The following is a 26170-nucleotide window of genomic DNA, read 5'->3' on the forward strand; positions in this document are numbered from 1 at the left end:
TTGGTGCTCCTTCTGGTTCGGAATGTGGTCCTGAAAAGGGTCAGAGGTCGAGCACGAGCCGTTCGCCCTGCGAGCGTGATACGCAGATCAGCATGTGGTCCGCTCGCTCGGCATCGGTCAGAGCGCCGTCGCGATGATCCGGTGTACCGCTCAGCACTCCGACGATGCACGTGCGACAGAAACCTTGTCTGCAGGAGTACGTGGTGTCGGGTTGCGCCGCAACGATCGCGTCGAGTGCAGAGACGTCGGCGGGCACGTCGACGACTCGACCGGATCGGGCGAGCTCGACCGTGAACGCTCGACCGTCGACGATCGTCGGTGCCGAGAATCTCTCGAAATGGAACTCGCAGTCGGCCAGGGCGTCGGCACCGGTCCGCAACGTACCGATCATCGGCGCGGGTCCGCAGGCATAGATCGCTGCGAACGGGCGGATGCCGGTGAGAAGTTCGGCGGAGGTCGGTAGGCCGTCGACATCATCGGTGCGGACAGTCACCTTGTCACCGAATGCGAGCACCTCCGGCACGAACGGCAACGAGTCGGTGCTGCGACCGGTGTAGACCATCGACCAGCTGATGCCGAGGCTGTCTGCGAGGCGCAGCATGGGCAGGATGGGGGTTATCCTGATACCGCCGGCAACGAAATGCAGATGCCGGGCCGGCGATCCGTAGCCCGGCACGGCAAAAGCGAACGCGTTGCGCGGTTCCGAAATCACGATCTCGGTCCCCACGTCCAGAACGTCGTGCGCTTCCACCGACCCGCCCCCGCCATCGGGGATTCGCCGTACAGCGATCCTGTATCGGTCCGCGTCGGCCGGATCTCCACACAGCGAATACTGACGGCGGAGCCCCGAGGGCAGCGTGAGATCGATGTGTGCGCCGGGTCGCCACGGCGGGAGAGCGCCTCCTGACGGTCGGGTGAAGGTCAAGGCGACGACGTTGTCGTCGCGGGCCTCGACGCTACGGGCGCTGACAACGACCGCGAGGGACCTGTCCACCGGTTGCCCGGCCGGCATAGTCCTGCGGAGCCGACCCACTGCTGCCATGTGCGCGTTCATCAGGGTGGAGATGACACCGAGAAACAGATCCCGACGGCGGCGTCCGTACAGATCCGGCGGCACGGCCGTGGGCACCGGAAGCGCGCTTGTCATCGCGCAGCTGCTCGCGCGGCTGGAGACCATGCCAGGTAGGCCACCGCCTGCGCGGTGCTGCCCTCGTGTTCCGGCGAGTAGGAAGGTTTGAGATATCGCGCGACTCCCCAGGTCAGATGCGCGAGCGACGGCAATGCGTCACGCCTCATCGCACCCATCCAGGCAACGAAGATGCGAAGGTATCCCCTGTTCTTCAACGACGGGTCCTGTCGAACGATGTACTTCGTGCCGCGGAGCATGAGCACCAAGAACCCGACGAACGCGATGATCATGGCAATGTTGCGTCGGAAATAACCGACACCGAAGTATTGGGCGACATCGTGTGCGACATTCCGGTGCTCGACCTCCTCGGCGCCGCGCCATCGATAGAGATCGATCATGGTGGGGTCGCCGCCCAGATCGTCCCACTGCGAATTGAGTGCGTAGTCACCCAGAAATGCCGTCATGTGCTCGATGGCACCGATCAACGCGATACGTTCGACCAATTGCTGGCGTTGACCTTTCGCTGAGCGGCCGGGGCGCGGACCGAGAACACGTCGCATCAAGAACTCTGCCTGCGCAGCGAACGGCCGAGGATCTACGCCATGGGTGTCCAGAAAGTCGTAGAGCACCACATTGTGGGTCTCGGCGTGCATCGTTTCCTGTCCGATGAAGCCACGGACGTCTTCGCGCAGCCTGTCGTCCTCGATCAACGGGAGGGCTTCGGCGTACGTGGCGCAGAACCACCGCTCGCCCTCCGGGAGCAACAAGTTCAGGGCGCTGATGGTGTGCGAGGCCACGGGCTCGTCGGGAAGCCAGTGCAGAGGTGTGTCCGTCCAATCGAACTCGACGTTGCGCGCGGTGAGCGAGACGACACCTGGATCGAGGGGGTCCACGGCTAATCCTTTGCTGTGTGCTTGTCGATGAAAGCTGTTGTGGCCGAGGCCACCAGCTCGGGGTTCTTGAAGGGAAGCCAGTGCCCGGACTTCACTCGACGGATGTCGACCTCGGCGGCCCACTGGTCGATGTCCGAGAAGGAGGCCGGGCGAACGGCCGGGTCGCGAGTGGGTATCAGCAACTGGGTCGGCACCGAGGTGAAACGGTTGCTCGGAAACAGAACGGTGCGGAAGATGTTGGCCCGGTATATCCGTAGACCCGAGACCATGTCGTCGGTGAAACTCTCTGCCAGGTGGATGTCTCGACGGTCGACCCGTTCGACGATGCGCAGGAACAACGACCACAGATACCGCGTCCCGAAGACCCTGAAGAAGGTCCTCGACAGAATCCCCGACATGAAGAAGAGCGTGTACATGCCCGAGATGACTTGAGTGAACCACTGCCACAGCGCTATCGGGGTTCGCGCGGCGAGCCGTGACTGCATCCACCGACCCATGTGATGGAGACTCGGTCCCGAGATCGACGTGAACGATGCGACGGCCCGATGGGCTCCTGGCCTGCATACGGCGTCCCACACCTGCACCGATCCCCAATCGTGCGCGAGAACATGAACGGGTCGATCGGCCCGAACGCTGTCGACGACAGCGAGGAAGTCGTCCGCCAACTGCTCGATCCGCATCTCGGCGACAGTTCCTTGCGAGGTGGACCGTCCATGACCGCGGGTATCGTAGGTGACCACCCTGAACGAATCCACCAGACCCGGCACGACGCCGTCCCACAGGTGGTGGGTGTCCGGCCACCCGTGCACGAGAATCACCGTCGGACCGTGCAGGTTTCCCTGCTCGAATACCGACAGCTGCGCACCGGTTACCTCCACCGTTCTGTGTTGTGGCTGAAACGACCGGTCGTAGGAGACTGGCATCGGCAGGACGCTCCTCAGTGAAATGGACCGTCGGTACGCTTTTCGTTACCGGCGGTTACGGCTACACCATGGCGCAGTCCGACGCGGTATGTCAACCCCTGTCGGACAACACCGAGCTCGCGAGAGCGTCCTAGACTGACCGCCGTGCCCGACTCTCGAAGATCTCCGAACTCCCGGCAGACCCGCGCCCGCGAGGAATTCGTCGATGCTGCGATCCGAGTCATCGATGCCGATGGTCCGAATCCGAGCATGAACGCCATTGCTCGTGAGGCCGGATCGACGAAACCGCGCTTGTACCGACAGTTTTCGGATAAGTCCGACCTGCTCTCCGCACTCGGCGAACGCATGGCCGACGAGGTGTATCAACTCGCCGTTGCGGACTTCAACTTTCTTCTGGACGCTCCATCGTCGGCATTGCGCCACGCGCTGCGTGGCTACTCGAACGTCGTGGATCGACACCCCAACGTATTCCGCGCATTGGCCCAATCACGCTCGTGGACCGAGGACAGTTCTTCAGGAACCTTCGATATCGGCAGGGACGTTGCACGCCGATTCGCCGGTGTTGCCACCTCCGTGTTGACGTCGATCGGGCTCGACAACCAGGGTGTCGAATTCACCAGTCGCGCCGCAGTGGGCGCGATCGTCGCGACGACGGATCTGTGGCTCGAAGAGGAATCCGAGACCATGGATATCGATCGGTTCGTGGACCAGCTGACCGATCTGATCGGCGGACTCCTGAGAGCCTTCCTGGAGCGAACCGGCGTCGAGATCGACCCGGAAGAACCTGTGTTCGTGATCCTGGCGAAGCTCAAGCAATGAGATGCCGCTGAGACACTCGTGGTCTTCATCGAGGCCACCTGTCCACCAGCGCTGCGGTGCGACGATGCAGATCGTTGAAACGGCAGACCAGATACGCCAGCCACGCCAACTCTGTCGGAGGATCGGGAATCAGAGTCGAAGGCAGGCGAGCGAATGCGTCGCCGGACAGCGAGCGAGCGTTCGCAGGGTAAGCCGTCACGTCACTGGACACGACCGGAGGTGCCGACCGAACGTCGTAGACTATCGCGAATTCGAGTTCGTGTTGATTCCGATGCGCGAACACCGCAACGAATTCCGGATGCCCCCACCTCGCGATATCCCACGTTATCGCCCCGACATCGATTGCAGCTCGAAAGAGCCAGTGCTGCATGTGAGTTCGCGCTTCGTCGTCGAGGGTGAAGCGATCCACATCGTAGAAGCCGTCGAGGCGACGAACGCGATCCCTGTTCAACGTCAGCAAGTCCGGCACCGCGTGGCGCCCAGGCTTCACATCACCGAACGGTAGGCGGTCACCACCGCAGCACCGCCCAGCCCGATGTTGTGCTGCAGAGCAATTCGCGCACCGGGCACCTGACGGTCCCCGGCTGTCCCACGCAGCTGCCACGTCAATTCGCTGGCCTGGGCCAGACCGGTGGCACCGAGGGGATGACCTTTGGAGATCAGTCCACCGGAGGGATTGACCACCCAGGTGCCGCCGTAGGTCGTCAGATCCTGATCGATCAACGTCCCGCCCATGCCCTCGTCGCACAGCTCCAGAGCCTCGTAGGTCAACAGCTCGTTGACCGAGAAGCAGTCGTGCAATTCGACGACATCGATGTCGGTGGGGCCGATGTTCGCTTGCTCGTACACTTTTCGAGCTGCGTGACGGGTCATGTCCGCGCCGACGATGCTGATGGCACTGTGGTCGTCGAACGTGGACGGCAGATCGGTGACCATTGCTTGCCCCACGATTTCGACCGCCCGATCCCACAGTCCACGCCGCTCCACGAATGCCTCACTTGCGAGTATCACCGCACCGGATCCATCGGAGGTGGGCGAACACTGCAAGCGTGTCAATCCCGCAGGCTCGTAGATCATCTTCGATGCCGTGACGTCGTCCAGCGAGTACTCGTCGTCGAATTGCGCGTACGGATTGTTCACCGAATGGCGATGGTTCTTCACCGCGATCCGCGCGAACTGGTCGGTGGTCGTGCCGTACTTGTCCATGTGTTCGCGCCCCGCCGCGCCGAACATCCAGGGCGCGGCCGGAAACTGGAAGTCGAACAGCTCTGCCTCGGCCTGGATGTGCAGCCCGAGCGGCATGGCTCGATCCTCGTAGGCCACCGACAGCGAACCGGGCTGCATCTTCTCGAACCCGAGCGCCAGGACGCAGTCGGCGAGGCCGCCCCGGATCGTCTGAGTCGCCAGATACAGGGCCGTCGATCCGGTGGAGCAGTTGTTGTTGACGTTGGTGATCGGAATGCCGGTCATGCCGAGCTCGTAGACGGCGCGTTGACCGGACGTCGAATCTCCGTACACGTACCCCACATGCGCCTGTTCGACGTCTGCGTAGGAGACACCTGCGTCGGCGAGGGCCGCGGTACCGGATTCCCGGGCCATGTCCGGATAGTCCCACCCCGGTTTGCTGCCGGGCTTCTCGAACTTGGTCATCCCGACGCCGATGACGAACACTCTGTTGCCGCTCACGGTTCTGGGCGCTCCCCTCGACATGGAATCGACCACGGTGGCGGTCGGCGCATCCGTGCGGACACCCGTCGACTGTGGCGTAGAACCGATCTTTTCGACAGGTGCACTTCACCGACATTTCGACCGCCTGGATGGACACAATGCACAACGCCGAGTGCGCCCGGTCGATAGTGACCCATCACACTCCCGTCGGACGTATGTTTCGGAGCAGCCGGTTCGACTCATACTTATCGGCGTCCTCCGCGACGCCCCCCAGCTCCGGATGTCCGGAGACGACCTACACGAAAGAGGTACGCACCGATATGGCCGACTTCATCGACAAGGCTCAGCACAAGGCAGAAGAACTGGCCGGGACTGCGAAGGAGAAGGCAGGCGAGGCAACCGGTGACGACAGCCTCCGCGCCGAAGGTGCCACCGACCAGGCCAAGGCCAACACCCACCAGGCCGCCGACAAGGCTTCCGACGTGGCCGAGAATGTTGCCGATTCCGCTGCCGGCGCAGCCAAGGAGGCCAAGCATGCCGCCTCCGACGTCGCCGACAAGGCGGCCGACGTTGCCGAGGACGTCAAGGACACCGTCAAGGACAAGGTCGCCAACGTCGATGCCGACGACGTGAAGGAGAAGGCCTCCCAGGTCGCCGACAAGGCAGCCGACAAGGCCTCCGCCGTCGCCGACGACGTGAGGAACACGGTTCGCAACATCGACAGCGACGACGTCGCCCAGGCCGCGAAGGTCGGCACCCCCGTCATCGCCGCCATCGCAGCCGCTGCCGGCGCTGTCGCGTTCGTGCTGATCCGTCGACGCAACCGTCGCAACAGCGCTGCGCACCTGTTCGTGCCGTCGAAGCGCACCACCCGCAAGCTCGCCAAGAAGGCCCGCAAGCACAGCTCCTGAAGGTAATTGCGCAGAAAAGCCCCGCCTCCATCGAGGCGGGGCTTTCTCGTCTCTACAGCGGCTTCAGTGCCCGGCTGGGGACCCAGTGCGTGACGGTTTCGCTTCGGTCACGCGACATCAACTCGTACGTGACGCGGCCGAGCCAATCCCCGTCCACGGTGATGGACCATTCGACCAGATCTCCCGGCACCACGCGTCGCACATCGAACCCCTCGGGGTTGAACTTCGAGGCGTGGTGCGGCGGTAGCGGGTAGAGGATGTTGAGGTCGATCCAGACCTTCAGCGGCGGCCGGAGCAGCTTGAAGGGGCGCACGGCAGACGCCGGTCGAGGTTGTGCGCGCCGTGCCATCGTTCGATCATACGTTCGATTCGCGCACCGAACCACCGCCCCTGACAACGAAGAACGGCCACCTGCACACGAGGTGCAAGTGGCCGTTGTTCGGTGTCGTGTGGATCAGATGCCGAGCGATCCTGCCAGGAACGGCCAGGAGTTGTGCAGGTCGTCCTGCCAGTAGCCCCACGAGTGGTTTCCGATCGGGCGGAAGTCCACGGTGGCCGGGATTCCGAGCTGGTCGAGGCGCTTGGCCAGGTTCGAGGTGCAGAAGTTGGTGGCAACTTCGATGCCGCCGCCGACGATGACCTGGTTGGCGAGCGTTGCCGGGTCGTTCTTCAGACGCGGGTTGGCGTAGGTGTCGTTCGGGGCACCGGGCAGTCCGCTGCCGGTGCTCATGTAGATCTGCGTGCCGCGGAGCTTCTCGGCGTTGAGCAGCGGATCGTTCTCGCGCCACACGGGGCCGTCGAGCGGTCCCCACATGTTCTCGACGTTGCCGCCGCCGTAGGTCTCGACGACGAGCTTGACGAACTGCTGACCGATGGGGTCGGAGGTCTGAGCGCAGCCGCTGTACGCAGCGACGCCGGTGAACTTGCCCGGGTACTTGATCGCGATGTTGAGAACCGAGGTGCCCGTCATGGACAGCGCTGCGAGCGACTGGCGGCCGTTGGTGTCGAACTGGGCGTCGATCAGCGGGGGCAGTTCTTCACCGAGGAAGGTGCTCCACTTGTTGCTACCGAGCTTCGGATCGTCCTGCAGCCAGTCGGTGTAGTAGGACCACTTGCCCTTCTGCGGAGTCACGATGAAAGCGTTCTTGTCCGAGAGGAAGGCCTCGGCGTCGGTCTGCGACTGCCACGACGCGGCATCCTCGCCGCCGCCTGCACCGTTGAGCAGGTACAGCACGGGACGCGACACGCTCTCGTCGGCGGGGCGCTGCACCGTGACGGGGATGGTGCGGTTCATCGACGCCGAGTACACCTGGAGCTGAACCTGGCGGTTGTCGAGGGTGTTCACCGACTCGATCCGCGATCCGTTGCTCGACTGCGTCGTGGCCGCAGGCAGTTCGTCTGCGGACGCGACGGGCGTCATCAGCGCGGTCGGAAGAATCGCCACTGCGAGGGCGACGGCCGTAGCCGAACCGATTCGCCGGAAGCCGTGTCGTCGAGATCGTGGCACGCTGTTTCACCTTTTCGTCGAGTTACACCGGTCGAGTTTCTACATCGGCCGAAGATGAGGTGACGTTACCTCGAGCAAACGTCCCGAGCGTTATGGACCGGACGAATCCGAGACGCGATCGTGATGCTCTCGGTCGTGGTGGCGAATGACGAGGAGACAACCCACTACGACGATCACCGCGACCACCACACCCACGGGCAGCGGCGAATACAGCGAGACAATGGGGCGCACATAGTCGTCGGGCGTGCCGTCCGTCCATCCGAACTCCCGCGGCGGCACCGGAGCCGAGACCCAGAACAGCGTCAGCGCGAACGGGATCAGGGGCCCGATACTCGACGCCACCGCGCGCATCGGTTGCATGGATCCGACCGTCAGGCCGAGGGCGACGGGATAAAGAGTGCAATATGCAACGGCACCAAAGACATTGACCGCAGTGTCGTCGATCATCGCGAACAGACCGGAGGCCGTGACCGCGGCCAGCAACACGAGCGCGAGGGTCGACAGGTCTCGGTGCAGGCCCACCCGTATCGCGCCGACGAACAGCACAGCGGCGACAGCGAATATCCACCACGACGCATCCGACCATCCCAGCGAGTTGACCCCGGACGCCGCGATCGCCAACCCCAGCATCAGGTATCGGCCGTCCCGACCGTCGAGGCTCAGCACGACGGCGTAGGTCAGTGCGACGGCAATGGTGACGGCGAAGATCCACATTCTGGTGGTCGACGTCGTGTCACCGAGGTAGGTGTAGACGATCAGGTACACGAAGGCGAGTACGCCGACGACTGCAGCATCGGACGCCTCGAATCCTGTGACGTGTGCTCGCCTGGCCATCGTGAACAGCAGCGCTGCGGTCACGAGGAGAACGAGCAGGGGGACGGTCGATTCGACGTACTGCGGTGCCAAACTGTCCATCCACCGACCCTCACGCGGTCCGCGTAGCGCAGAGATCGCGTTGTAGAACAGCATGGAGCCCAGCAGCCCTGTTGCGATGCCGGCAGACGGAAGTCTGCGTCCGCCGGCGATGACACCGCATACGCCGACCAAAGCGCCCGCGCCGAGGGCGTTGGTGGTCACCGCTTGATTGGCAGCGATCGGCACGAACGACGGCAGTGCAATCACCACCGCCCCGAGCGCCGCGGCCACCGCGGCCGACACCCGGGGGCGGCGGCGATGAATTTCCGCGAGCACGACCACAGCGGCCATCACGGCGAGTGAGCCTGCCCACTGCGCGGTGACGAATGCCCCGTACCACTTACCCGAGGACTCGATGTGGAACGAATCCTGGCCGAGCGATTCCCGGATCGAGTATCCGGCAACAAATCCACCGCATACCGTTGCCGCAACGGGCCCGTACCGATCCGCGATCATGCCTTCAACCTAGAGGTGTTCCCACGAGACGAGTGTCTGTGGTCTATTGGGTGCCCGCCCCGCGAAGGAGTCGATCGAGATGTTTCGTCGCACCGCCGTCATTGCTTGCGTCATTGCAGGTGCCGCCGCCCTCGGCATGGGAACGGCCGCCGCCGACGAGTGGCCTACTCCGCCGCCGTATCCGAGTCCGTCTGCTCCACAGGACGTCACCGGACTGTTCCTCACGCCTCAGGACCCGGACTACTGGAACCCCTTCGTCAGCGAGAACAGATTGACGTCCCCCTACGGCAACAGCACCCGCATCGTGTGCACCGGATTTCACGGCGTGCTCGGCTCCTGCTGGCAGGCCGATTCGAATGGCAACCCGCACAAGCTGATTCTGCTGAACATGAACTATCCGGGTTCGACGGGCCAGCTGCTGCCCGGCGGCGGTCCCGGGCACTTCGTCTACCCCGGCTTCATCCCCGGCATCGGCTGATTCGCAGCCGACTGAACCAATCAACCGGTTTGGGCCCGAACATGATTGCGGTCGGGCCAACACCGGAATTACTACAACACACTTACACCAGTTCTCGATCGAGTTTGCGCAGTCGAGCCTGTACCACGAACAGCAGTCCCACCGCCATGGCCATGAAAGCGCCCACTACCCACAGGCCCGCTTTCGAGGTTCCGGTGGTGTCGAGCAGCCAGCCCGTCATGTAGGGCGCCGCCAGTCCGGCCGATGCACCTATGGTGTTCACCAGCGCGATGCCCGCTGCGGCTCCAGCCCCGGTGAGGAAGGTCGTCGGCAAGTACCAGAAGATCGGCAGCGCGGAGAAGATTCCCACTGCGGTAAGCGTGATGAACACCATGGTGAGGAACGGCGAGCTCATGTACATCGCGATCGGAACACTCACTGCAGCAAGGGCAGTCGGGGCAATGAGGTGCCACATCCGCTCTTTGCGGCGGTCGGATCGTCTGGACCACAGGATCATCGCAACCGAGGCGATGAAGAACGGCACCGCTACGATCATTCCGTTCTCGGCGATCGAGAAGGTGGTGTTGAACTGCTCGGCAAATCCGGCGACGATTGTCGGCAGGAAGAAGCTGATCGCGAACAACCCGTAGCCGATGCCGAAGTACGTCACGCCGAGTAGCCACACCGTCGGGTTACGCAGTGAATCACGAACGGACCCGTGGCCGGACTCGGCCTTTTCGGAGTGCTCGGAGTTCATACGCTTGTCGAGCCAGCTACGTTCATCCGCGTTCAGCCACTTGGCTTCACGCGGCCGGTCGGTGAGATAGAACCATGCCGCGATGCCGAGCAGGATCGTGGGGATGCCTTCGACGAGGAACATCACTCGCCATCCCTCCAGGCCGAACAGCCCGTGCCAGTACTGGATGATCGCCGCGGAAATCGGTGCACCGAACGCGCTGGACAGTGGTAGCGCAACCATGAACACGCCTACGAGTCGGACTCGCACTGCCCTGGGGAACCAGAACGTCAGGTAAAGCATGATGCCGGGGAAGAAGCCGGCCTCGGCGATACCGAGCGCAACGCGGGCGATGTTCAGCCAGGTCGCGTTGGGTACAAATGCCATCAGCGCCGCAATAAGTCCCCAAGACACCAGGATTCGAGCAATCCAACGACGCGCACCGAACTTGTGCAGAGCCAGGTTGCTCGGCACTTCCAACAGGATGTATCCGACGAAGAACAAGCCGCTGGCGAGTCCGTACATTGTCTCGGTCAGGCCGAGATCCTCACTCATCGTCAACTTGGCGAACGAGATGTTCGTCCGGTCGATGTAGTTCAGGAAATAGGCGAGCCCGAGAAACGGAATCAGGCGCAGTGCGACTTTGCGCATCACGCGGTTGGCCATCTCGTTGTCCGGCGTCGCAGCGCCGGGCAGGTGGGTGCGTGACGTCATCTATCGCTCCAGTCTTCGATCCGAGACCCACCACATGAGGCGGGCTCACACACTGTGCTCCCGCAGTGACCTGAGTCACGACCGTTTACTGACGAACCTCGAGCTCCTAGTTTCCTCTCTTTGTCGAACGCACCGTATAGGGCCCCTTCGAGCCGAATTCACCACGCGTACGCTCGGCCCATGTCGAGAGACAGCGTCCAAGCTGTGGTCGACCGCTTCGCCGATGAGCTCGGCAGATCGGTCGTCGTCAACGACCCCGAAGTACGAATGCTGTTCGCCAGCCGCCACTTCGGCGATGAGGACCCCGTTCGGATCAGAGCTATTCTGAACCGCGATGCAGGCAGCGAGGCCATCGGTTTTCTGCTGTCCAGCGGCATCGGTCAATGGACCAAGCCCGGCAGGATCGACGGGTCCGAAGCGCTCGGTCTTCACGCCCGTGCAGGCGTGCCCATTCGCTGGCGCGGCGAGACACTGGGCATGATCCTTGTGATCGATGCCGAGAAAACTGTCACCGATGCCGATCTGGCTCGAATCGGTGAGGTGGCGAACGAGGTCGCCCCGTTGATGGTGGCAGACCGAATGCCACTCGATTCGGGTCGTTCCGAGGCCCTGGTGACTGCGGCACTCGGGCCTGAGGAGTCCGCGCGCGAGGGTGCCCTCGCGGAACTGGCTGTCATACCCGGAGGTGTACGCGTAGTCACCCTGGCCTTGCGGCAGGGTAAGGACAACGACCTGACTGCGATCGCGCTGCGGCATGCACTGGTCGCCGCTCGTTCCCGCAGTCGCGGCGATGCGCTGCACAGTGTGGACGGTGCCGCCGGGCATCTCGTGTACCTGGCGACTGCCGCACGCGACCTGGACACCGTCGTCGCCGAGGCCCGAACGATGGTGCGCGACGCAGCAGACGTGGCGGGCCGCGGCACGAGTGTCGAAGCCGGAATCGGGGCGCTCGTACCTGCGATGAACGAGGCGTGGTTGTCCGCACGGCAGGCCGGCCTCGCAGCCACAATCGCGCGCCGATTCGGTGAGGACTCGGTCGTCAGCTGGGAACGTGCCGGGGTCCTCGGCGTGCTGGCCAGGATCCCGACACAGGAATTCGACATCACCGCGGTTCCACAGGAACTACGCCGCCTCGCCGAGGTGGACCCGTCCGGCCGATTGCTCGATACGTTGCGGGCTTTCCTCGACCACGCTGGATCCGGCCCGGGAGCCGCGGAGGCCCTCTTCATTCACCGAACCACGTTGTACTACCGACTCGACCGCATCCGCGACGCGGTCGACATCGACCTCGACGACGGCACCGTTCGTCTGCACCTGCACCTCGGATTACGCGTCGCCGACGCCATGAGAGCCGAGGGATTCGATCCGTTCCCGCCCTTCAAAGGGCGTTGAGCGACACGGCCGAATCTCGAAGCTCCGCCGGCACTCCCTGCGGATAGAGGACCACTTTGCATGCGTCACCGGACAGCATCCCGATCGCCGTTTCCACATCTTCGAGTTCCATGCGGTGCGAGACCAGACGAGAAAGATCAACGCTTCCCGATGCCACGAGGCCGGCAAGTTCCGTCCACGAATCCCAGATCCGACGACCGAAACTGCCGCGCAGGGTCAGTCCCCGGCTGATCAACTGCCGTGTCGCGTTCAGTTCGAGAGGTCGGTTGGTCAACCCGACGCTCACGATGGTGCCCTCACGGCGGACGACGTCGAATCCAGCCGCAAGCGCAGGGAGGGCTCCGGAACATTCGAGAACCAAGTCGACGCCTTGCGCCGCGCCGGTCCTTTCCCACACCCGCTCCACAAGGTGTTCACCCGACGCCACCAGCGATCCACCAAGTTCGACTGCCATTGCGGCGCGGTGCGAGTTCGGTTCGACCACAAGCACTTCGGCTCCCTTCGCGCGAGCAATCTGCAGCGCGGCCAGACCGACGGGCCCGGCACCACTGACCAGGACGTGCGCGCCGTCCAGGTTCAGCCCGCTCCGTTGCACAGCGTGCATCGCGCTCCCCGCAGGTTCGAGGAGGGCAGCCGTTTCGAGTGTCAGCTCGTCCGGTAGTCGGAAGCACGTCGACGCCGGGAGTACCACTCGCTCGGCGAATGCGCCGTCCATCGTCAGACCGAGCAGGTCCATCCGCAGGCAATTGTGGGCATTACCGAGTGCGCACTGGTAGCAGTCCGAGCACGCGACGTGAGTCTCGACAGCAACGCGATCTCCGACGCGCAATGTGGATACGTCGGGGGCAACCTCGATCACGGTGCCTGCGCATTCGTGCCCCGTCACCACCGGCAACCGCAAGCCGAGGTCGCGGACTGCCGGGCCGTACTCGTACGTCTCGCGGTCGGTTCCGCACACCGATACTGCACCGACTTCGATGCGAACGTGTCCACGCTCCAGGTCCTGCTCGCGGTAGTCGTTCACCAGGTCGAAGCCCGGAGCAGGTTCGGTCTTGAGCACTGCGCGCACGTCAGCTCCTCATTCTGTGTCGATGTGCACTCAGTCTGTTGCGACAGCCGTTCCCGATCATCGAGCCGAGAGAGGGGAAACGAGTCCAGCTTTCCTCCCGCTGTCGCAACAGCGGCATTCGACAACGAGAGGAATTCGCTGCAAGTCCTCTCGTCCTGCGACGGTGCAACGCAACGTGGCATACGACGACCATGACAGGGCGTGGGGACGTGATCCGCCTCACGCGACATGACGAGAGGACAGACGTGAGCGCACCGCACATCATCGGCTGGGCACATACCCGATTCGGGAAAAGTGAGAGCCCGGACGTCGAGTCGCTGATCGCCGAGGTGTCAGTCAGCGCTCTCGCCGACGCGGGACTCGACGCCGCGGACGTCGACATCATCACTGTCGGCGTGTTCAACAACGGCTTCTCCAGGCAGGGTTTCGAGGGCGCACTCGTCGGTGCCGGTCAGCCCGATCTGGCTCTCGTTCCTGCTGTGCACGTGGAGAATGCGTGCTCCACCGGCAGCGCCGCCCTCTACACGGGACTCGACTATCTGCAGGCAGGGCGAGGCCGAGTCGCGTTGATCGTGGGTGCCGAGAAGATGACGGCCACCTCGAACGACGCCATCAACGACATTCTCCTTTCTGGTTCTCATCGGGCAACCGAGGAGCACATGGGCAGCTTTGCTGGTGTATTCGCCTCTCTCGCCGATGAATACGCCGACCGCTACGGTGATCCGCGGGAGGCGATGTCCCGCATCGCAGCCAAGAACCACCGCAACGGTGTAGACAACCCCTACGCGCATCTACGACGCGATCTCGGGTTCGATTTCTGCGCGGCACCGTCGGACAAGAACCCTGCTGTCGTGGGCAGGCTACTGCGTACCGACTGTTCCCTGGTGTCCGACGGTGCCGCCGCCATGGTCGTCGCGTTGCCGGAAGTTGCTAGCACTTCGCGCCGTTCGGTCCGCATTCTCAGTCGTCATCAAGCCAACGATCACCTCGCGTTGGCCCGACGCAATGACGTGCTTGCGTTCGACGGTGGTGCCCGCGCATTCCGCGGAGCCCTCGCCGCCGCTGGGGTCACCCTCGCGGAGCTGGACCTGATCGAGACGCACGACTGCTTCACTATCGCGGAGCTTCTGCAATATGAGGCATTCGGACTTGCCGAGCCCGGTAAGGGTGGCGAGGTGTTGACCGAGGGCCGCACCGAGGCCGACGGGCTGCTGCCGGTCAATCGATCCGGCGGCCTGAAGGCGAAGGGGCATCCACTCGGGGCTACGGGCGTGTCCCAACACGTCATGGCGGCAATGCAATTGACCGGCGAGGCCGGAGACATGCAGTTGCCAAACGCGCATCGGGCCGCGGTCTTCAATATGGGCGGAGCAGCAGTCGCGAACTACGCCACCGTTCTGGAGGGAGTCCGATGAGCATGCCGAGACGTGCTGCGAATCTGGCAGAGATATTGAAGCAAACCGCTCGGCGCCTCCCCGGCAGTACCGCCGTCGTGCACGGCACCACGAGGTGGACCTGGCAGGATCTGGATCGACGTGTCGACGCATTGGCCGCAGATCTGCAGCGCCGTGACGTCCAGAAGGGCGATGTCGTCATGCTCGACAGCCCCAACCATCCCGAGTTCATCCAAGCTATGTTCGCAACGTGGCGCGTGGGTGCTGTTCTCGCACCGGTCAATTCGCGGCTGCATGATGACGACGTCGTGGTCATTGCGGAGGTGTGCAGGCCCAGTGTGATGATCGGACATGCGTCGACCGCCTCGCACGTCGATGCAGTCCAGGCCGCGCACGGTCTGCCCGCGGGAGTCCTGTGGATCGAGAGCGAGAATGCCGACTCCGTCGCCGACATCACGTCGTCGACGACGGTGCCCGAAACCCTGGCCACCTGGGAGGGAGATCCGGCCTGGTACTTCTTCACATCCGGCACCAGTGGCACCCCGAAGGCCGCAATTCTGACGCACGATCAGCTCGGTTTCGTCATCAACAATCACCTCGCAGATCTGATGCCGACCACCGACCGCCACGACGTATCACTCGTCGTCGCGCCGCTGTCCCACGGAGCAGGTGTGCACATGTTGCCGCAGGTTGCACGCGGTGCCGCGACGGTTCTGCCTTCGTCGGCCAGCCTGGTTCCCGAAGACGTGTGGAGCCTGGTCGAATCGGAGCGGGTGACCAACATGTTCACCGTGCCGACGATTCTGAAGGTTCTCGTCGACGACGCTGCAGTGGACCGGCACGACCATTCTTCGCTCAAGCATGTGATCTACGCCGGCGCTCCGATGTACGCCCCGGATCAGCAGCGAGCGCGCGCGGTACTCGGCGAGGTCCTGGTTCAGTATTACGGCCTCGCCGAGGTGACCGGCAACATCACCGTCCTCCCCAGTGCCGAGCACGGACGGCCAATACCCGCCGGGCTCGCCGCGTCCACATGCGGTTATCCGCGTACCGGCATGCTGGTCAGTGTCCAGGACGAAACCGGTCACGAGGTTCCGCCCGGCGACATCGGTGAACTGTGTGTCGCCGGACCCGCCGTCTTCGCCGGTTACCTCGACAACGACGAGGCGAACGCAAAGGCATTCAGGGACGGTTGGTTTCGTACCGGCGACCTCGGCGTCATGGATACGGGCGGGTTCGTGTACGTCACCGGCCGGTCGTCGGACATGTTCATCTCGGGTGGTTCCAACATTCACCCGCGCGACATCGAGGAGAAGATCCTCACCCATGACGCGATCGACGAGGTCGCGGTGCTCGGTGTACCGGACCCGAAGTGGGGTGAAGTCGGTGTTGCAGTGTGTGTTCGGAGCACCGACAGAACAGTGACGGCCGAGGAACTCACAGCCTGGCTCGGTGAGCGAATGGCTCGCTACAAGGTTCCGCGCTACATCCTGTTCCGCGACTCGCTGCCCAAGTCCGGTTACGGCAAAATCGTCAAGCGAACGATTCGTGACGAACTTGCCGAGCAGAAGTGGGGCCCGTACGCGAAGAACCTGGAGACGGCATCATGACCGCCTCCACGGTACTGAAACCGCTTGTGCACCCGGGTGAACAAGCGGCGCAACGACTCGAGTCCGTTACCACGGGGACCGCGGTCGAACGGTTGTCGCTGACTCCCGGCCGCCGCATTGTCGACGCGATCGACGAGGCACTGACGCGCCTGGGTGCCGATTCGGCGCAGGTGGAACTACTCGGTGGACCATTGTCCCGCGTCTCCTACTGCATCCCCGCACTGTGCGCCGACGGTTCCCGCGCAGCCTGGTACAGCGAGACGTTCGAGACCGCAGCGCCTGCCACCATCGTCGCGGGGAGTGCAACGGTAGGTCGCCGGGACGGCGAACGCTTCATGCATTGCCATGCAGCTTGGTTCGACGCGGACGGTGTCCTCCGCGGCGGTCATCTCTGGCCGGACACTATCGTCGGTGCCACTCCGGTGGAGGCAATTGTGCATGCTTTCGATTCGGTTGCTCTCACCAGCGGCGCGGACGACGAGACCGCAATGCCGGTGTTCACTCCGTCGCCGACAGCTGTGTCGCTCAGCAGTTCTCACCGTGCTGTCATGACGCGCGTCCGGCCAGGCGTCGAAATACACGACGCCATCCGACGCGTCATGATCGACGCGGGAATGCAGACCGCATCGGTCCGCGGCAGCCTGGGCAGCCTTGTCGGGGCCACGCTGATTCGCGGCGACGGCACCGCTGTCGCCGACGGGCCGGCAACGGAAGTGACTATCGCCGGCCACGCGAGCGTCGACGGTGACCGGCTCTCCGAGGCGCACGTGTCGGTCTGCGCCATCGATCGCCACGGGACTGTGCACACCGGCGAACTCGCCGAGCGCGGCAATCTCGTCGCGGTGACATTCGAGCTTCTGGTTGAGGAGATCTCGGGATGACCGGCCGACTCGAAGGCAAGGTTGCGCTGGTGTTCGGTGCCGGTTCGAGCGGCGCGGCGTTGAGCAACGGCCGCGCTGCTGCGCTTGCGTTCGCCCGCGAAGGTGCAACCGTTGCCGCTATCGACCGCAACCACGCCGAAGCCCAGTTGACCGCCGCGGAGATCACCGCCGCAGGAGGCAGCGCGGTGGCTTTGGTTGCCGATGTGACCGACGAGCAGCAAGTTCGATCGGTGGTGGCAGAGGCCATCGAGGCGCTGGGCCCACCGACCGTGTTGCACAACAACGTCGGCGCAGCGGGCGTCGGAGACATCACCGAACTCGATCTTGCACAGTGGAACAGATCGGTAGCCGTCAACATGACCGGAGTCTTTTTGACCTGCAAGCACGTCCTGCCTGCGATGCTCGCGCACGGCGGCGGCTCGATCGTCAATGTCTCCTCCACCGCCAGCATTCGCTACACCGGCTTCAACTACCCGAGTTACAGCGCAACGAAGGGGGCCGTCAATCAGCTGACCGTCGCCCTGGCCCTGCAATATGCGGCCCAGGGCGTCCGGGTCAACGCGGTTCTCCCCGGTCTGATCGATACTCCCTTGGTGACAGGCCAATTGGTGGACCCGAACGCTGCAGCCGAGGCAATGGCGGCTCGACATGCCAGCAGTCCGACCGGCCGGATGGGCTCACCGTGGGACGTCGCGAACGCCGCAGTGTTTCTCGCTTCGGACGAATCGGCCTACATCAATGGTGTCTGCTTGCCTGTCGACGGCGGATTGGCGGTGCGGGCACTGTGACCACCCCGAAGACAGGTGTTGTTGTGCCCCTCGGATCGAAGCGACCTGTTGTCCCCCAGTCGTCCTGGATTGCCCCGAACGCATCCGTCGTCGGCGCGGTGACACTCGAGGAGAACACGAGTGTTTGGTATGGAGCCTCGCTGCGCGCCGACGCCGAACCCATCACCATCGGCGCAGGAACCAATATTCAGGACAACTGTGTCATCCACACGGACCCTGGAATGCCGGTTCTTGTCGGCAACAGCGTGTCCGTCGGTCACGGTGCGATCCTGCACGGTTGCACCGTCGAGGACGGCGTCCTCGTCGGAATGGGTGCAGTGATCATGAACGGAGCCGTCATCGGTGCCGGGTCGTTGATCGCCGCAGGGGCTGTGGTCACCGAGCACACAGTGATTCCAGCGGGGTCGTTGGTTGCGGGTGTTCCCGGCAAGATCCGGCGCACGCTCGATGCAGAGACTGTTGAGGCGAACGGCACCAATGCCCACCACTACGTCGAACTTGCTCGAGAACATCGGGCAGCTGTCGAGGATCTCCGATGAATGCTCCTGCAACCACCGACATCGCAGCCCTCGTCGATGCTCTGCCCGCCGACATCGTCGTCGTGGACCCGGATATCTTGGCCGGGTATGGCCGCGATCAGTCCCAGTTCACCCACAGCGAGGTTCCGGCAGCGGTGCTCATGCCTCGCACCACCGCTGATGTCGTGGCCTGCATGGCGGCAGCAAGCAAGCATTCGATCGCAGTGATACCACGCGGTGCAGGGAGTGGACTGAGCGGCGGAGCCAACGCCTCTGCCCACTCGGTTGTGCTGAGTCTGCATAGGATGACCCGAATACGTGAACTGGATAGGGTCAACCGCCTCGCCGTCGTCGAACCGGGGGTCATCACTTCCGATCTGCGCACCACGGCATCGGAGGCCGGTCTGTTCTATCCGCCGGATCCAGGCAGCGTCACCTTCAGCACCATCGGCGGTAACGTCGCGACCAATGCGGGCGGAATGTGCTGCGTGAAGTACGGCGTCACCGGCGATTTTGTCCTCGGTCTCGAAGTGGTGCTGGCCGATGGGCGGGTCCTACGAACTGGCCGGCGCACCGTGAAAGGTGTTGCGGGATATGACCTGACGCATCTACTCATCGGCTCGGAAGGCACCCTCGGCATTATCACCGAGATCACCGTTCGGTTATTGCCTGCACCGCGTGACCCGCACACCCTTGTCGCCGCCTTTCCCACTCTCGAAGGGGCAGGTTCGGCAGTATCGAAGATTGCCTCCGCAGGAATCACCCCATCGATGCTCGAAATCCTCGATCGCACCACGGTGAAGGCAGTCGACGAGATGACGAAGATGGGAATCGGCGACACCACCGCAGCGCTACTGCTGATTCAGAGCGACGACGCCGATGCCGAATCCGTTATGACCGTGCTGGAGTCCATCTGTACCGAGTTCGGGGCCGAGGATGTGGTCGTCGGCTCCGATCCCGTGGAGGCGGCGATGCTGCTCGAAGCCCGTCGACTCGCACTCCCTGCGCTCGAACGTCTCGGCGACTGGTTACTGGACGATGTCGCTGTTCCCTGCTCTGCCATCACCGATCTGATCACCTCAGTGGAAGAGATTGCTGCCGAACACGATCTGACCATCGGCGTCTTCGGGCACGCGGGCGACGGCAACCTGCATCCGACCATCATCTACGACGCCGCCGATCCGGCCAGTAGCGCCGCAGCGGTGTCCGCGTTCGATGCGATCACCCGTCGCGCCCTCGCACTCGGGGGAACCATCACCGGTGAGCACGGTGTGGGCAGGCTGAAGAGCAGGTGGCTGACTGTCGAGCACGATGACGTGTCGATTTCGGTGCAGCGGGCGTTGAAAGAGTCTCTCGACCCGGCCGGAATCCTGAACCCAGGTGCCGTACTCCTGTCGAGGCCACCCGTCGACACCTACAGCGACTGACGTCGGTCTCAGTTGTACGGCCTACGCGCCGTTTCGGGATCGCCGTAGGTGATGGCGCGTTCGCGTCGGGTGCCGGTGGCCAGGGTTGCGGCCCAGTTGATCAGTGTCCCGACGCGATTGCGGTTGCCGGCGAGGAACGCGATGTGGATGACGCCCCACGAGACCCAGCCGAGGAACCCGGACATGCGCAGCGGCCCGGCCTGCACCAGTGCGTGTCCGCGGGCGATATAGGCAGCGGTGCCGAGGTCTCGGTACTTGAAATCCTTTCGCGCAGAATCGGATAGGTCCGCTGTGATTGCCGCGCCCGCCGCTCGGCCGCCCTGCATGGCCACCTCGGCGACTCCCGCAAGCTTGTTCAGCGACATGATGTCTCCGACGACGAAGACGTTGGAGTGTCCGGGGATCGAGAGATCCGGTTGCACGGCGATGCGTCCCGATCGGTCCTGCTCCACTCCCATGGCGTCGGCGAGTTGCTTCACGAACGGGACAGCTTCCACGCCTGCGGTCCACAGCACGGTGTGGGTGTCGTAGCGTGTGACGGTCTTGGGTTCGGCCTTGGCCGTGACCTCGACGTCGGTGGCCGTGACGTCGGTGACGTGCACACCGAGATGCGTTTCCACGCCGACGGCATCGAGGGTGCGTTGCGCTTTCTTCGTCAGCGAGTCGGGGAACGATTCGAGTACGCGGTCGCCGCCGTGGAACAGCAGAACTCGCGCTTCCGACGGGTGAATCGAATCGAACTCCTTTGCCAACGCTCTGGTGGCGAGTTCTCTTATCTGGCCGGCCAATTCGACTCCGGTCGGGCCTCCACCGGCCACCGCGAAGGTGAGCCACGGCCTGCGCTCCTCGGGGGTGGGGAGAGACTCGGCCATCTCGAAGGCGGAGATCAACTTTCGCCTGATCGCAAGGGCGTCGTCGAGGGTCTTCATGCCCGGTGCCCACTGCACGTATTCGTCGTGGCCGTGGTACGCCTGCTGCATTCCGACGGCGACGACGAGGTAGTCGTAGGGCAGCTCGAAGGTCGAGCCGTCGAATCGGCTCGCGGTCACCACTCCGCCGTCGCCGGCCGAGCCGTCGCCCACTGCGGTCACCGAGGTCGCTTCACCCAATGCCACGTGCACGTTCTTCTGCTTGCGCAGCAGGTGTCGCAGTGGACTGGCGATCGAGCCCTCGGACACCAGACCGGTGGCGCACTGGTAGAGCAGTGGCTGGAAGACGTGAGAGGTTCCTCGTTCGAGCACGGTCACATCGACGTCCTCGTTGCGCAGACGTCGGGCCGCATGAAGTCCGCCGAATCCGCCGCCGAGGACCAAAACCCGTGGACGTGCCATGTGAACGCTCTCCCTCGGACCGAACTGCGGAGATGGATTCTCCGATATTCGAGCCTACTCGAGTGCCGCACCCCCGGTCGGGGGGTACGGCACTCGACGTCGATGCAGATCAGCCGAGCAACGCCCGCATGGTGTCGATTTCCTGTTGCTGCGTGGCCACGATGGTGCGAGCCATCTCCTGCGCGTCGGGGTTCGAGCCGTCGGCGATCTCGGTCTTCGCCATCTCGATCGCGCCTTCGTGGTGCTCGATCATCATCGTCAACCATCGGCGGTCGAACTCGGGACCGGTGGCCGCAGTCAACGCGTCCATGTCCTGTTGGGTCATCATGCCTGTGCCCGAGCCGTGGTCCATCTCGCCCATGTCGGACGAGGGTGCCGGCTGACCCCATTCGGCGAGCCAGGCGGTCATCCGCTCCATTTCCGGTTGCTGCGCGGCTTCGATCGCCGACGCCAATGCCACGACGTCCGGATTGTCGGTGCGACCCTCGACCATTGCCGCCATCTCGATTGCCTGTGCATGATGCGGGTACATCATCCGAGCGAACATAACGTCCGCATCATCGAACTGAGCGGATGCGTCGGCCTGGGTAGATGGCACCGACGACGAGTTCGACGCGCTCATCGAATGGCCGTCCATCGGCATGTCGGAAGTGTCGCTGCTGCAGCCGGCGACGAGGAACACGCTCACGGTGGCGGCAGCCAGCGACGCGACGAGTGTTGTACGCATGTGAATCTCCTTGAACAAGTGCGAAATACAGGGATCTTGGTATGCCGATCCGCCGGTGGTCGTGCATCCACCGGGCTCCCTGTCACACTCGCAAGGTCACCGATCTGTCCAGCTCCCAGAGGGTCCACGGCGGCGCACGCTCCGAGACGGAGTCGGTGCGCCCTCGGATACCGTCCTCCGACATCGGCGAGTGGACGCAACCGACGCTCGCCGATGGGACCGACAGTGCAGCCCACGACACCGTTGCTCCCGCGCACGGATGCATCATCTGATGTGCCGACGGGCCGTCGTGGTCACCGGCCGCCACCTGTACCGGATCATCGTGGCGGGCCGTCGACGCCATGGCCGAGTGTTCGCTGCTCATCGACGTGCTCGGTGTCGCCGAGTGCATCAGCAGCACCCCGAAGACGGTCAGTGCGATCAGCAATCCGGTCGCCGAGGCAATGCCCGGGCGACTGCGTCGGATCACTGAATGCATGTCGTCGACGATAGCAAGACATACCCCCTAGGGGTAGTCAGCGGGGACTTCCGCCCCGCACCGAAGGACTTCCGCCTCTGTCGGCGACGGTCCCATCCGGGCCATGCTCGTCATGTATCTGCACACGTGGGGCAATGGACGGGAATTCGTCATGAATGCATCGAGCCGGGTAGTCGTCGGAGTGGACGGATCTGCAACATCTCTCGACGCGGTCCGCTGGGCAACACGCGAGGCTGTTCGACGCCACGCTCCGCTTGAGTTGGTCACGTCGTCTCTGTTCGCGCCGGGAACCTACGGGGATGCCATCAGCCTTCGGATCGGTGCGTTCTCCGACCCGGATGTCGAGGCCAAGCGTGTGCTGACCACCGCGGTCGATGTTGCGCACAAGGCCGCAGCAGGCAATTCACTGATTCTCGACACCCGCCTCGAACACGGCTCTGCTGCACGGAACCTGACGCACTTCGACGTCGCGCCCGCCATGATCGTCGTCGGGTCGAGGGGTCTCGGCGAGTTCACCGGCGGGTTGATCGGGTCGGTCAGTACCGCAGTTGTCACGCATGCGAAATGCCCTGTTGCAGTGATCAAATCGAATACCGTCAGCGACGGTCCGGTCGTCGTCGGGGTGGATTGCACCGCCAACAGCCAACCTGCCATCGGATTCGCACTGAAGGAAGCGTCACTTCGAGGCGTCGACCTCGTCGCCGTGCACGCCTGGAGCGACCTCGAGCTCGGCAGTGTGTTGACGCGCGACGACGAAGGTCCGTGGGTCGATTCCGAACTCGCCGAGAAAACGTCGTTGGCGGAGAGCCTTGCCGGCTGGTCGGAGGACTACCCGGACGTCACCGTCCACCGTGTGGTGGTTCAGGACAGGCCGGTTCGTGAGCTGGTCCGTGCATCCGAGTCGGCGCAGTTGATCGTGGTGGGAAGCCGCGGCCGCGGTGGATTCACATCGATGCTTCTCGGTTCCACCTCGCGTGCGGTGTTGCATTCGGTGGATGTTCCCGTCGTCGTCGTCCCCACGAACCGATGACCGCGCCCACCACCGAAACCGGTTACAGCTCCGATGACCTCGACGCAGACCTGCGCTACTGGGCTGCGGCGAACTACCTCACTGTGGCGCAGATCTATCTGCAGGACAACGTGTTGCTGCGCCGACCCCTGGAATCCGAGCACATCAAGCCGAGGCTGCTCGGGCACTGGGGCACGAGTCCCGGACTGTCGATGATCTACACCCTCCTCAATCGCGTGATTCGTCGAACCCATTCGGACTGGCTGTACGTCACCGGTCCGGGCCACGGCGGTCCGGCATTGGTGGCCAACACCTACATCGAGGGAACCTACAGCGAGATCTACCCGAAGATTTCGCTCGACGACGAGGGCGTCCACCGTCTGTGTCGGCAATTCTCCACTCCCGGAGGCATTCCGAGCCACGTCAGTGTCCAGACGCCGGGCAGCATTCACGAGGGCGGTGAGCTGGGCTACGCCCTCGTCCACGCCGCCGGTGCAGCATTCGACAATCCCGATCTGATCGTCGCCTGTGTCGTCGGGGACGGCGAGGCCGAAACCGGGCCGCTGTCCGGTTCGTGGAAGATACCGGCCTTTCTCAACCCGATTCGCGACGGTGCCGTGTTGCCCATCCTGCATCTGAACGACGGAAAAATCTCCGGACCAACGGTTCTCGGACGCACCACCGATCGATCGATCGCGGACTACCTGAGTGGCCAGGGGTGGGCACCACTGTTCGTCGAGGGCGACGACCCACGAGAGGTGTTCCCGGCGCTTCATTCTGCCCTCACCCGAGCCCACGACGCGATCGAGAGAATCCAGCACGCCGCCCGCAACGGAGAACCGCAACACGACATCGCATGGCCCGCTGTCGTTCTACGCACCCCCAAGGGCTGGACCGGACCGCACGAGGTGGACGGCAAGCTCATCGAAGGCACACATTGGGCGCACCAGGTGCCGCTGTCGGGAGTCCGCGAGAACCCAGCGCATCTGGCTGTGCTCGAGAAGTGGCTCCTCTCCTACGATCCCCGATCGTTGTTCGACGACAACGGTGCTCCGGTCGACTCCATCCGCGAGCTCGCTCCGTCCGGCACCGAACGCCTAGGTGCCACTCCGTATGCGAACGGCGGTCTTCTGTTGCAGCCCCTCGTGATTCGCGATCTCGAGAACTACGCGCTCACGGTCGAGTCCCCGGGGCGCACGTCGCACGAGACGACCACCGTGCTCGGGGAGATGATGCGCGATATCTACCTCGACAACGCACAGCCCCACGGTGGCGGCAACTTTCGTCTGTTCTGTCCCGACGAGACCGCGAGCAACCGCCTGCAGGCCGTGTTCGAGGCCACCGACAGATGCTGGCAGCTGCCGACCACCGAGTTCGACGACGGTCTAGGTCCCGACGGCCGCGTGATGGAGGTGCTCAGTGAGCACCTCTGCGAGGGCTGGCTCGAGGCGTACCTGCTGTCGGGTCGACACGGCCTGTTCGCGAGCTACGAGGCCTTCGCCATGGTGAGTGTGTCGATGCTGATCCAGCACACCAAGTGGCTTCAGCACGCCGCCACACTCGCATGGCGAGCACCGGTGGCGTCCCTCAACGTGCTGCTCACCAGCACGTGTTGGCGCAACGACCACAACGGATTCAGCCATCAGGGTCCCGGACTGATCGACGCGGTGATCCCTCTGGCACCGGACGTGGTGCGCGTGTGGCTACCACCGGATTCCAATACCCTCCTCGCCGTTGCCGATCATTGCTTCCGCAGTCGAGGTCACGTCAACGTCCTGGTGGTGGACAAGCAGAGTCACCCGCAGTATCTGACGCTTCCCGAGGCACGGGCGCATGCAGCGGCGGGTGCGTCCCGCTGGGACTGGGCCGGCACCGAGGAGACCGATACCGAGGAAGATCCCGAGATCGTTCTGGCGTGTGCCGGCGACGTGCCGACCGAGGAAACCCTGGCTGCCGCACAGTTGTTGCGCACGTGGACTCCCGAGCTCAGGGTCCGCGTGGTCAACGTCATCGATCTGATGGCGCTGCTTCCCGTCGTCGATCATCCGCACGGATTCTCCGACGAGCAGTTCGTCGATCTGTTCACCGCCTCGGTCGATGTGGTCTTCGCGTTCCACGGCTATCCCCGCGCGGTGCACCAACTGGTGCACGGCCGACCCGACGCCCAGCGGTTCCATGTTCGTGGATTCATCGAACAGGGCACCACGACAACACCGTTCGACATGGTGGTGCTCAACAAGATCAGTCGCTATCACCTCGCGCTCGCAGCACTCGACCGAGCGGGCACTGCGCCGGCCGGTGCCGAACGACTGCGGCAGCACTGCCAGGACCAACTCGTTCGGCACGATGCCTACATCCGGGAACATTTCGAGGATCTTCCCGAGATTCGACAATGGCGGTGGTCGTGACCGCGAGGTG

25 protein-coding genes are annotated in these 26170 nt (G+C 63.8%); 12 read left to right on the forward strand and 13 right to left on the reverse strand.

Annotated features, from left to right (window positions below; translation table 11 throughout):
* Nucleotides 1-40 precede the first annotated feature (40 nt).
* Genes CH295_RS05765 through CH295_RS05775 form a run of 3 tightly spaced genes read right to left on the reverse strand, consistent with a single transcriptional unit; the run spans nt 41 to nt 2945 of the window.
* The gene (locus tag CH295_RS05765) at nt 41-1147 is read right to left on the reverse strand and encodes a PDR/VanB family oxidoreductase (protein WP_094740290.1); all 1107 of its coding nucleotides are present in this window, start codon (nt 1145-1147) and stop codon (nt 41-43) included.
* Complete coding sequence (locus CH295_RS05770) at nt 1144-2022, reverse strand: metal-dependent hydrolase (RefSeq protein WP_094740019.1); 879 nt, start codon at nt 2020-2022, stop codon at nt 1144-1146. Before CH295_RS05770 ends, CH295_RS05765 begins: the two co-directional genes overlap by 4 nt.
* A 2-nt stretch (nt 2023-2024) precedes the next feature.
* Nucleotides 2025-2945 (reverse strand): alpha/beta fold hydrolase, encoded by a 921-nt coding sequence (locus CH295_RS05775; protein WP_094740020.1) that lies wholly within the window; start codon nt 2943-2945, stop codon nt 2025-2027.
* 144 nt (nt 2946-3089) lie between these two features.
* Between CH295_RS05775 and CH295_RS05780 the strand changes: the two genes are divergently transcribed.
* Nucleotides 3090-3764 carry a TetR/AcrR family transcriptional regulator gene (locus tag CH295_RS05780; protein ID WP_094740021.1) on the forward strand — a complete coding sequence of 225 codons (675 nt, stop codon included), beginning with the start codon at nt 3090-3092 and terminating at the stop codon, nt 3762-3764.
* A 25-nt stretch (nt 3765-3789) separates the two neighbouring features.
* On the opposite strand, the gene CH295_RS05785 is transcribed toward CH295_RS05780, so the two are convergent.
* A complete protein-coding gene (locus tag CH295_RS05785; RefSeq protein ID WP_141216961.1) occupies nt 3790-4254 on the reverse strand; it encodes a hypothetical protein in 465 nt (154 codons plus the stop codon).
* Nucleotides 4251-5450, reverse strand: a complete 1200-nt coding sequence (locus CH295_RS05790; RefSeq protein ID WP_288143176.1) for a lipid-transfer protein — start codon at nt 5448-5450, stop codon at nt 4251-4253. Before CH295_RS05790 ends, CH295_RS05785 begins: the two co-directional genes overlap by 4 nt.
* A gap of 302 nt (nt 5451-5752) precedes the next feature.
* On the opposite strand from CH295_RS05790, the gene CH295_RS28585 reads away from it, so the two are divergent.
* Nucleotides 5753-6343 (forward strand): CsbD family protein, encoded by a 591-nt coding sequence (locus CH295_RS28585; protein ID WP_094740292.1) that lies wholly within the window; start codon nt 5753-5755, stop codon nt 6341-6343.
* Between the two features lie 52 nt (nt 6344-6395).
* On the opposite strand, the gene CH295_RS05800 is transcribed toward CH295_RS28585, so the two are convergent.
* The 3 genes from CH295_RS05800 to CH295_RS05810 form a co-directional block, all read right to left on the reverse strand.
* A complete protein-coding gene (locus tag CH295_RS05800) occupies nt 6396-6692 on the reverse strand; it encodes a hypothetical protein (protein WP_032376174.1) in 297 nt (98 codons plus the stop codon).
* A gap of 105 nt (nt 6693-6797) precedes the next feature.
* Nucleotides 6798-7763, reverse strand: coding sequence for an alpha/beta hydrolase (locus CH295_RS05805; RefSeq protein ID WP_371828453.1), 966 nt, complete (start codon nt 7761-7763; stop codon nt 6798-6800).
* A 177-nt stretch (nt 7764-7940) separates the two neighbouring features.
* Nucleotides 7941-9221, reverse strand: a complete 1281-nt coding sequence (locus CH295_RS05810) for a hypothetical protein (protein ID WP_094740023.1) — start codon at nt 9219-9221, stop codon at nt 7941-7943.
* A 79-nt stretch (nt 9222-9300) separates the two neighbouring features.
* Here CH295_RS05810 and CH295_RS05815 point away from each other — a divergent pair, with 79 nt between their 5' ends.
* Nucleotides 9301-9699: a hypothetical protein gene (locus tag CH295_RS05815; protein ID WP_037194198.1), complete on the forward strand. Its 399-nt coding sequence runs from the start codon at nt 9301-9303 to the stop codon at nt 9697-9699.
* Nucleotides 9700-9781: 82 nt separating this feature from the next.
* Here CH295_RS05815 and CH295_RS05820 read toward each other — a convergent pair whose 3' ends face one another.
* On the reverse strand, nt 9782-11128 hold the full coding sequence (locus CH295_RS05820; protein WP_094740024.1) for an MFS transporter: 1347 nt from the start codon (nt 11126-11128) through the stop codon (nt 9782-9784).
* Between the two features lie 180 nt (nt 11129-11308).
* Here CH295_RS05820 and CH295_RS05825 point away from each other — a divergent pair, with 180 nt between their 5' ends.
* Complete coding sequence (locus CH295_RS05825) at nt 11309-12520, forward strand: PucR family transcriptional regulator (protein WP_094740025.1); 1212 nt, start codon at nt 11309-11311, stop codon at nt 12518-12520.
* Here CH295_RS05825 and CH295_RS05830 read toward each other — a convergent pair.
* Nucleotides 12507-13589, reverse strand: coding sequence for a zinc-dependent alcohol dehydrogenase (locus tag CH295_RS05830; RefSeq protein ID WP_032396116.1), 1083 nt, complete (start codon nt 13587-13589; stop codon nt 12507-12509). The genes CH295_RS05825 and CH295_RS05830 overlap by 14 nt on opposite strands.
* A gap of 245 nt (nt 13590-13834) precedes the next feature.
* Here CH295_RS05830 and CH295_RS05835 point away from each other — a divergent pair, with 245 nt between their 5' ends.
* Genes CH295_RS05835 through CH295_RS05860 form a run of 6 tightly spaced genes read left to right on the forward strand, consistent with a single transcriptional unit; the run spans nt 13835 to nt 20207 of the window.
* Complete coding sequence (locus CH295_RS05835; protein ID WP_094740293.1) at nt 13835-15004, forward strand: thiolase domain-containing protein; 1170 nt, start codon at nt 13835-13837, stop codon at nt 15002-15004.
* 2 nt (nt 15005-15006) lie between these two features.
* Nucleotides 15007-16593 carry an AMP-binding protein gene (locus CH295_RS05840; protein WP_094740026.1) on the forward strand — a complete coding sequence of 529 codons (1587 nt, stop codon included), beginning with the start codon at nt 15007-15009 and terminating at the stop codon, nt 16591-16593.
* Entirely contained in the window at nt 16590-17474 is an 885-nt protein-coding gene (locus tag CH295_RS05845) for a PCC domain-containing protein (protein WP_094740294.1), read from the forward strand. Before CH295_RS05840 ends, CH295_RS05845 begins: the two co-directional genes overlap by 4 nt.
* Complete coding sequence (locus CH295_RS05850; protein ID WP_032396117.1) at nt 17471-18262, forward strand: SDR family NAD(P)-dependent oxidoreductase; 792 nt, start codon at nt 17471-17473, stop codon at nt 18260-18262. Before CH295_RS05845 ends, CH295_RS05850 begins: the two co-directional genes overlap by 4 nt.
* 23 nt (nt 18263-18285) lie before the next feature.
* Nucleotides 18286-18801 carry a gamma carbonic anhydrase family protein gene (locus tag CH295_RS05855; protein WP_252341922.1) on the forward strand — a complete coding sequence of 172 codons (516 nt, stop codon included), beginning with the start codon at nt 18286-18288 and terminating at the stop codon, nt 18799-18801.
* On the forward strand, nt 18798-20207 hold the full coding sequence (locus tag CH295_RS05860; protein WP_094740028.1) for an FAD-binding oxidoreductase: 1410 nt from the start codon (nt 18798-18800) through the stop codon (nt 20205-20207). The genes CH295_RS05855 and CH295_RS05860 overlap by 4 nt, the downstream gene beginning before the upstream one ends.
* Before the next feature lie 8 nt (nt 20208-20215).
* Here the strand turns inward: CH295_RS05860 and CH295_RS05865 are convergent, their stop codons facing one another.
* From CH295_RS05865 to CH295_RS05875, 3 genes are all read right to left on the reverse strand, one after another.
* Nucleotides 20216-21538, reverse strand: coding sequence for an NAD(P)/FAD-dependent oxidoreductase (locus CH295_RS05865; RefSeq protein ID WP_094740029.1), 1323 nt, complete (start codon nt 21536-21538; stop codon nt 20216-20218).
* A gap of 109 nt (nt 21539-21647) precedes the next feature.
* Nucleotides 21648-22265, reverse strand: coding sequence for a DUF305 domain-containing protein (locus CH295_RS05870; protein ID WP_094740295.1), 618 nt, complete (start codon nt 22263-22265; stop codon nt 21648-21650).
* Nucleotides 22266-22347: 82 nt separating this feature from the next.
* Nucleotides 22348-22743 carry a DUF6153 family protein gene (locus CH295_RS05875; RefSeq protein ID WP_094740030.1) on the reverse strand — a complete coding sequence of 132 codons (396 nt, stop codon included), beginning with the start codon at nt 22741-22743 and terminating at the stop codon, nt 22348-22350.
* Nucleotides 22744-22894: 151 nt separating this feature from the next.
* Here CH295_RS05875 and CH295_RS05880 point away from each other — a divergent pair, with 151 nt between their 5' ends.
* Complete coding sequence (locus CH295_RS05880) at nt 22895-23773, forward strand: universal stress protein (RefSeq protein WP_037194193.1); 879 nt, start codon at nt 22895-22897, stop codon at nt 23771-23773.
* A complete protein-coding gene (locus CH295_RS05885; protein WP_094740031.1) occupies nt 23770-26160 on the forward strand; it encodes a phosphoketolase family protein in 2391 nt (796 codons plus the stop codon). Before CH295_RS05880 ends, CH295_RS05885 begins: the two co-directional genes overlap by 4 nt.
* The last annotated feature ends 10 nt before the right edge of the window (nt 26161-26170 follow it).

The organism is Rhodococcus sp. 14-2483-1-2 (assembly GCF_002259405.1).
Lineage (GTDB): Bacteria > Actinomycetota > Actinomycetes > Mycobacteriales > Mycobacteriaceae > Rhodococcoides.

Coding starts and splice junctions, on each gene's coding strand:
- CH295_RS05765 (WP_094740290.1), bottom strand. CDS start 1,147: ATGACAAGCGCGCTTCCGGTGCCCACGGCCGTGCCGCCGGATCTGTAC.
- CH295_RS05775 (WP_094740020.1), bottom strand. CDS start 2,945: ATGCCAGTCTCCTACGACCGGTCGTTTCAGCCACAACACAGAACGGTG.
- CH295_RS28585 (WP_094740292.1), top strand. CDS start 5,753: ATGGCCGACTTCATCGACAAGGCTCAGCACAAGGCAGAAGAACTGGCC.
- CH295_RS05800 (WP_032376174.1), bottom strand. CDS start 6,692: ATGGCACGGCGCGCACAACCTCGACCGGCGTCTGCCGTGCGCCCCTTC.
- CH295_RS05805 (WP_371828453.1), bottom strand. CDS start 7,763: ATGACGCCCGTCGCGTCCGCAGACGAACTGCCTGCGGCCACGACGCAG.
- CH295_RS05810 (WP_094740023.1), bottom strand. CDS start 9,221: ATGATCGCGGATCGGTACGGGCCCGTTGCGGCAACGGTATGCGGTGGA.
- CH295_RS05815 (WP_037194198.1), top strand. CDS start 9,301: ATGTTTCGTCGCACCGCCGTCATTGCTTGCGTCATTGCAGGTGCCGCC.
- CH295_RS05820 (WP_094740024.1), bottom strand. CDS start 11,128: ATGACGTCACGCACCCACCTGCCCGGCGCTGCGACGCCGGACAACGAG.
- CH295_RS05825 (WP_094740025.1), top strand. CDS start 11,309: ATGTCGAGAGACAGCGTCCAAGCTGTGGTCGACCGCTTCGCCGATGAG.
- CH295_RS05840 (WP_094740026.1), top strand. CDS start 15,007: ATGCCGAGACGTGCTGCGAATCTGGCAGAGATATTGAAGCAAACCGCT.
- CH295_RS05845 (WP_094740294.1), top strand. CDS start 16,590: ATGACCGCCTCCACGGTACTGAAACCGCTTGTGCACCCGGGTGAACAA.
- CH295_RS05850 (WP_032396117.1), top strand. CDS start 17,471: ATGACCGGCCGACTCGAAGGCAAGGTTGCGCTGGTGTTCGGTGCCGGT.
- CH295_RS05860 (WP_094740028.1), top strand. CDS start 18,798: ATGAATGCTCCTGCAACCACCGACATCGCAGCCCTCGTCGATGCTCTG.
- CH295_RS05865 (WP_094740029.1), bottom strand. CDS start 21,538: ATGGCACGTCCACGGGTTTTGGTCCTCGGCGGCGGATTCGGCGGACTT.
- CH295_RS05870 (WP_094740295.1), bottom strand. CDS start 22,265: ATGCGTACAACACTCGTCGCGTCGCTGGCTGCCGCCACCGTGAGCGTG.
- CH295_RS05875 (WP_094740030.1), bottom strand. CDS start 22,743: ATGCATTCAGTGATCCGACGCAGTCGCCCGGGCATTGCCTCGGCGACC.
- CH295_RS05880 (WP_037194193.1), top strand. CDS start 22,895: ATGAATGCATCGAGCCGGGTAGTCGTCGGAGTGGACGGATCTGCAACA.
- CH295_RS05885 (WP_094740031.1), top strand. CDS start 23,770: ATGACCGCGCCCACCACCGAAACCGGTTACAGCTCCGATGACCTCGAC.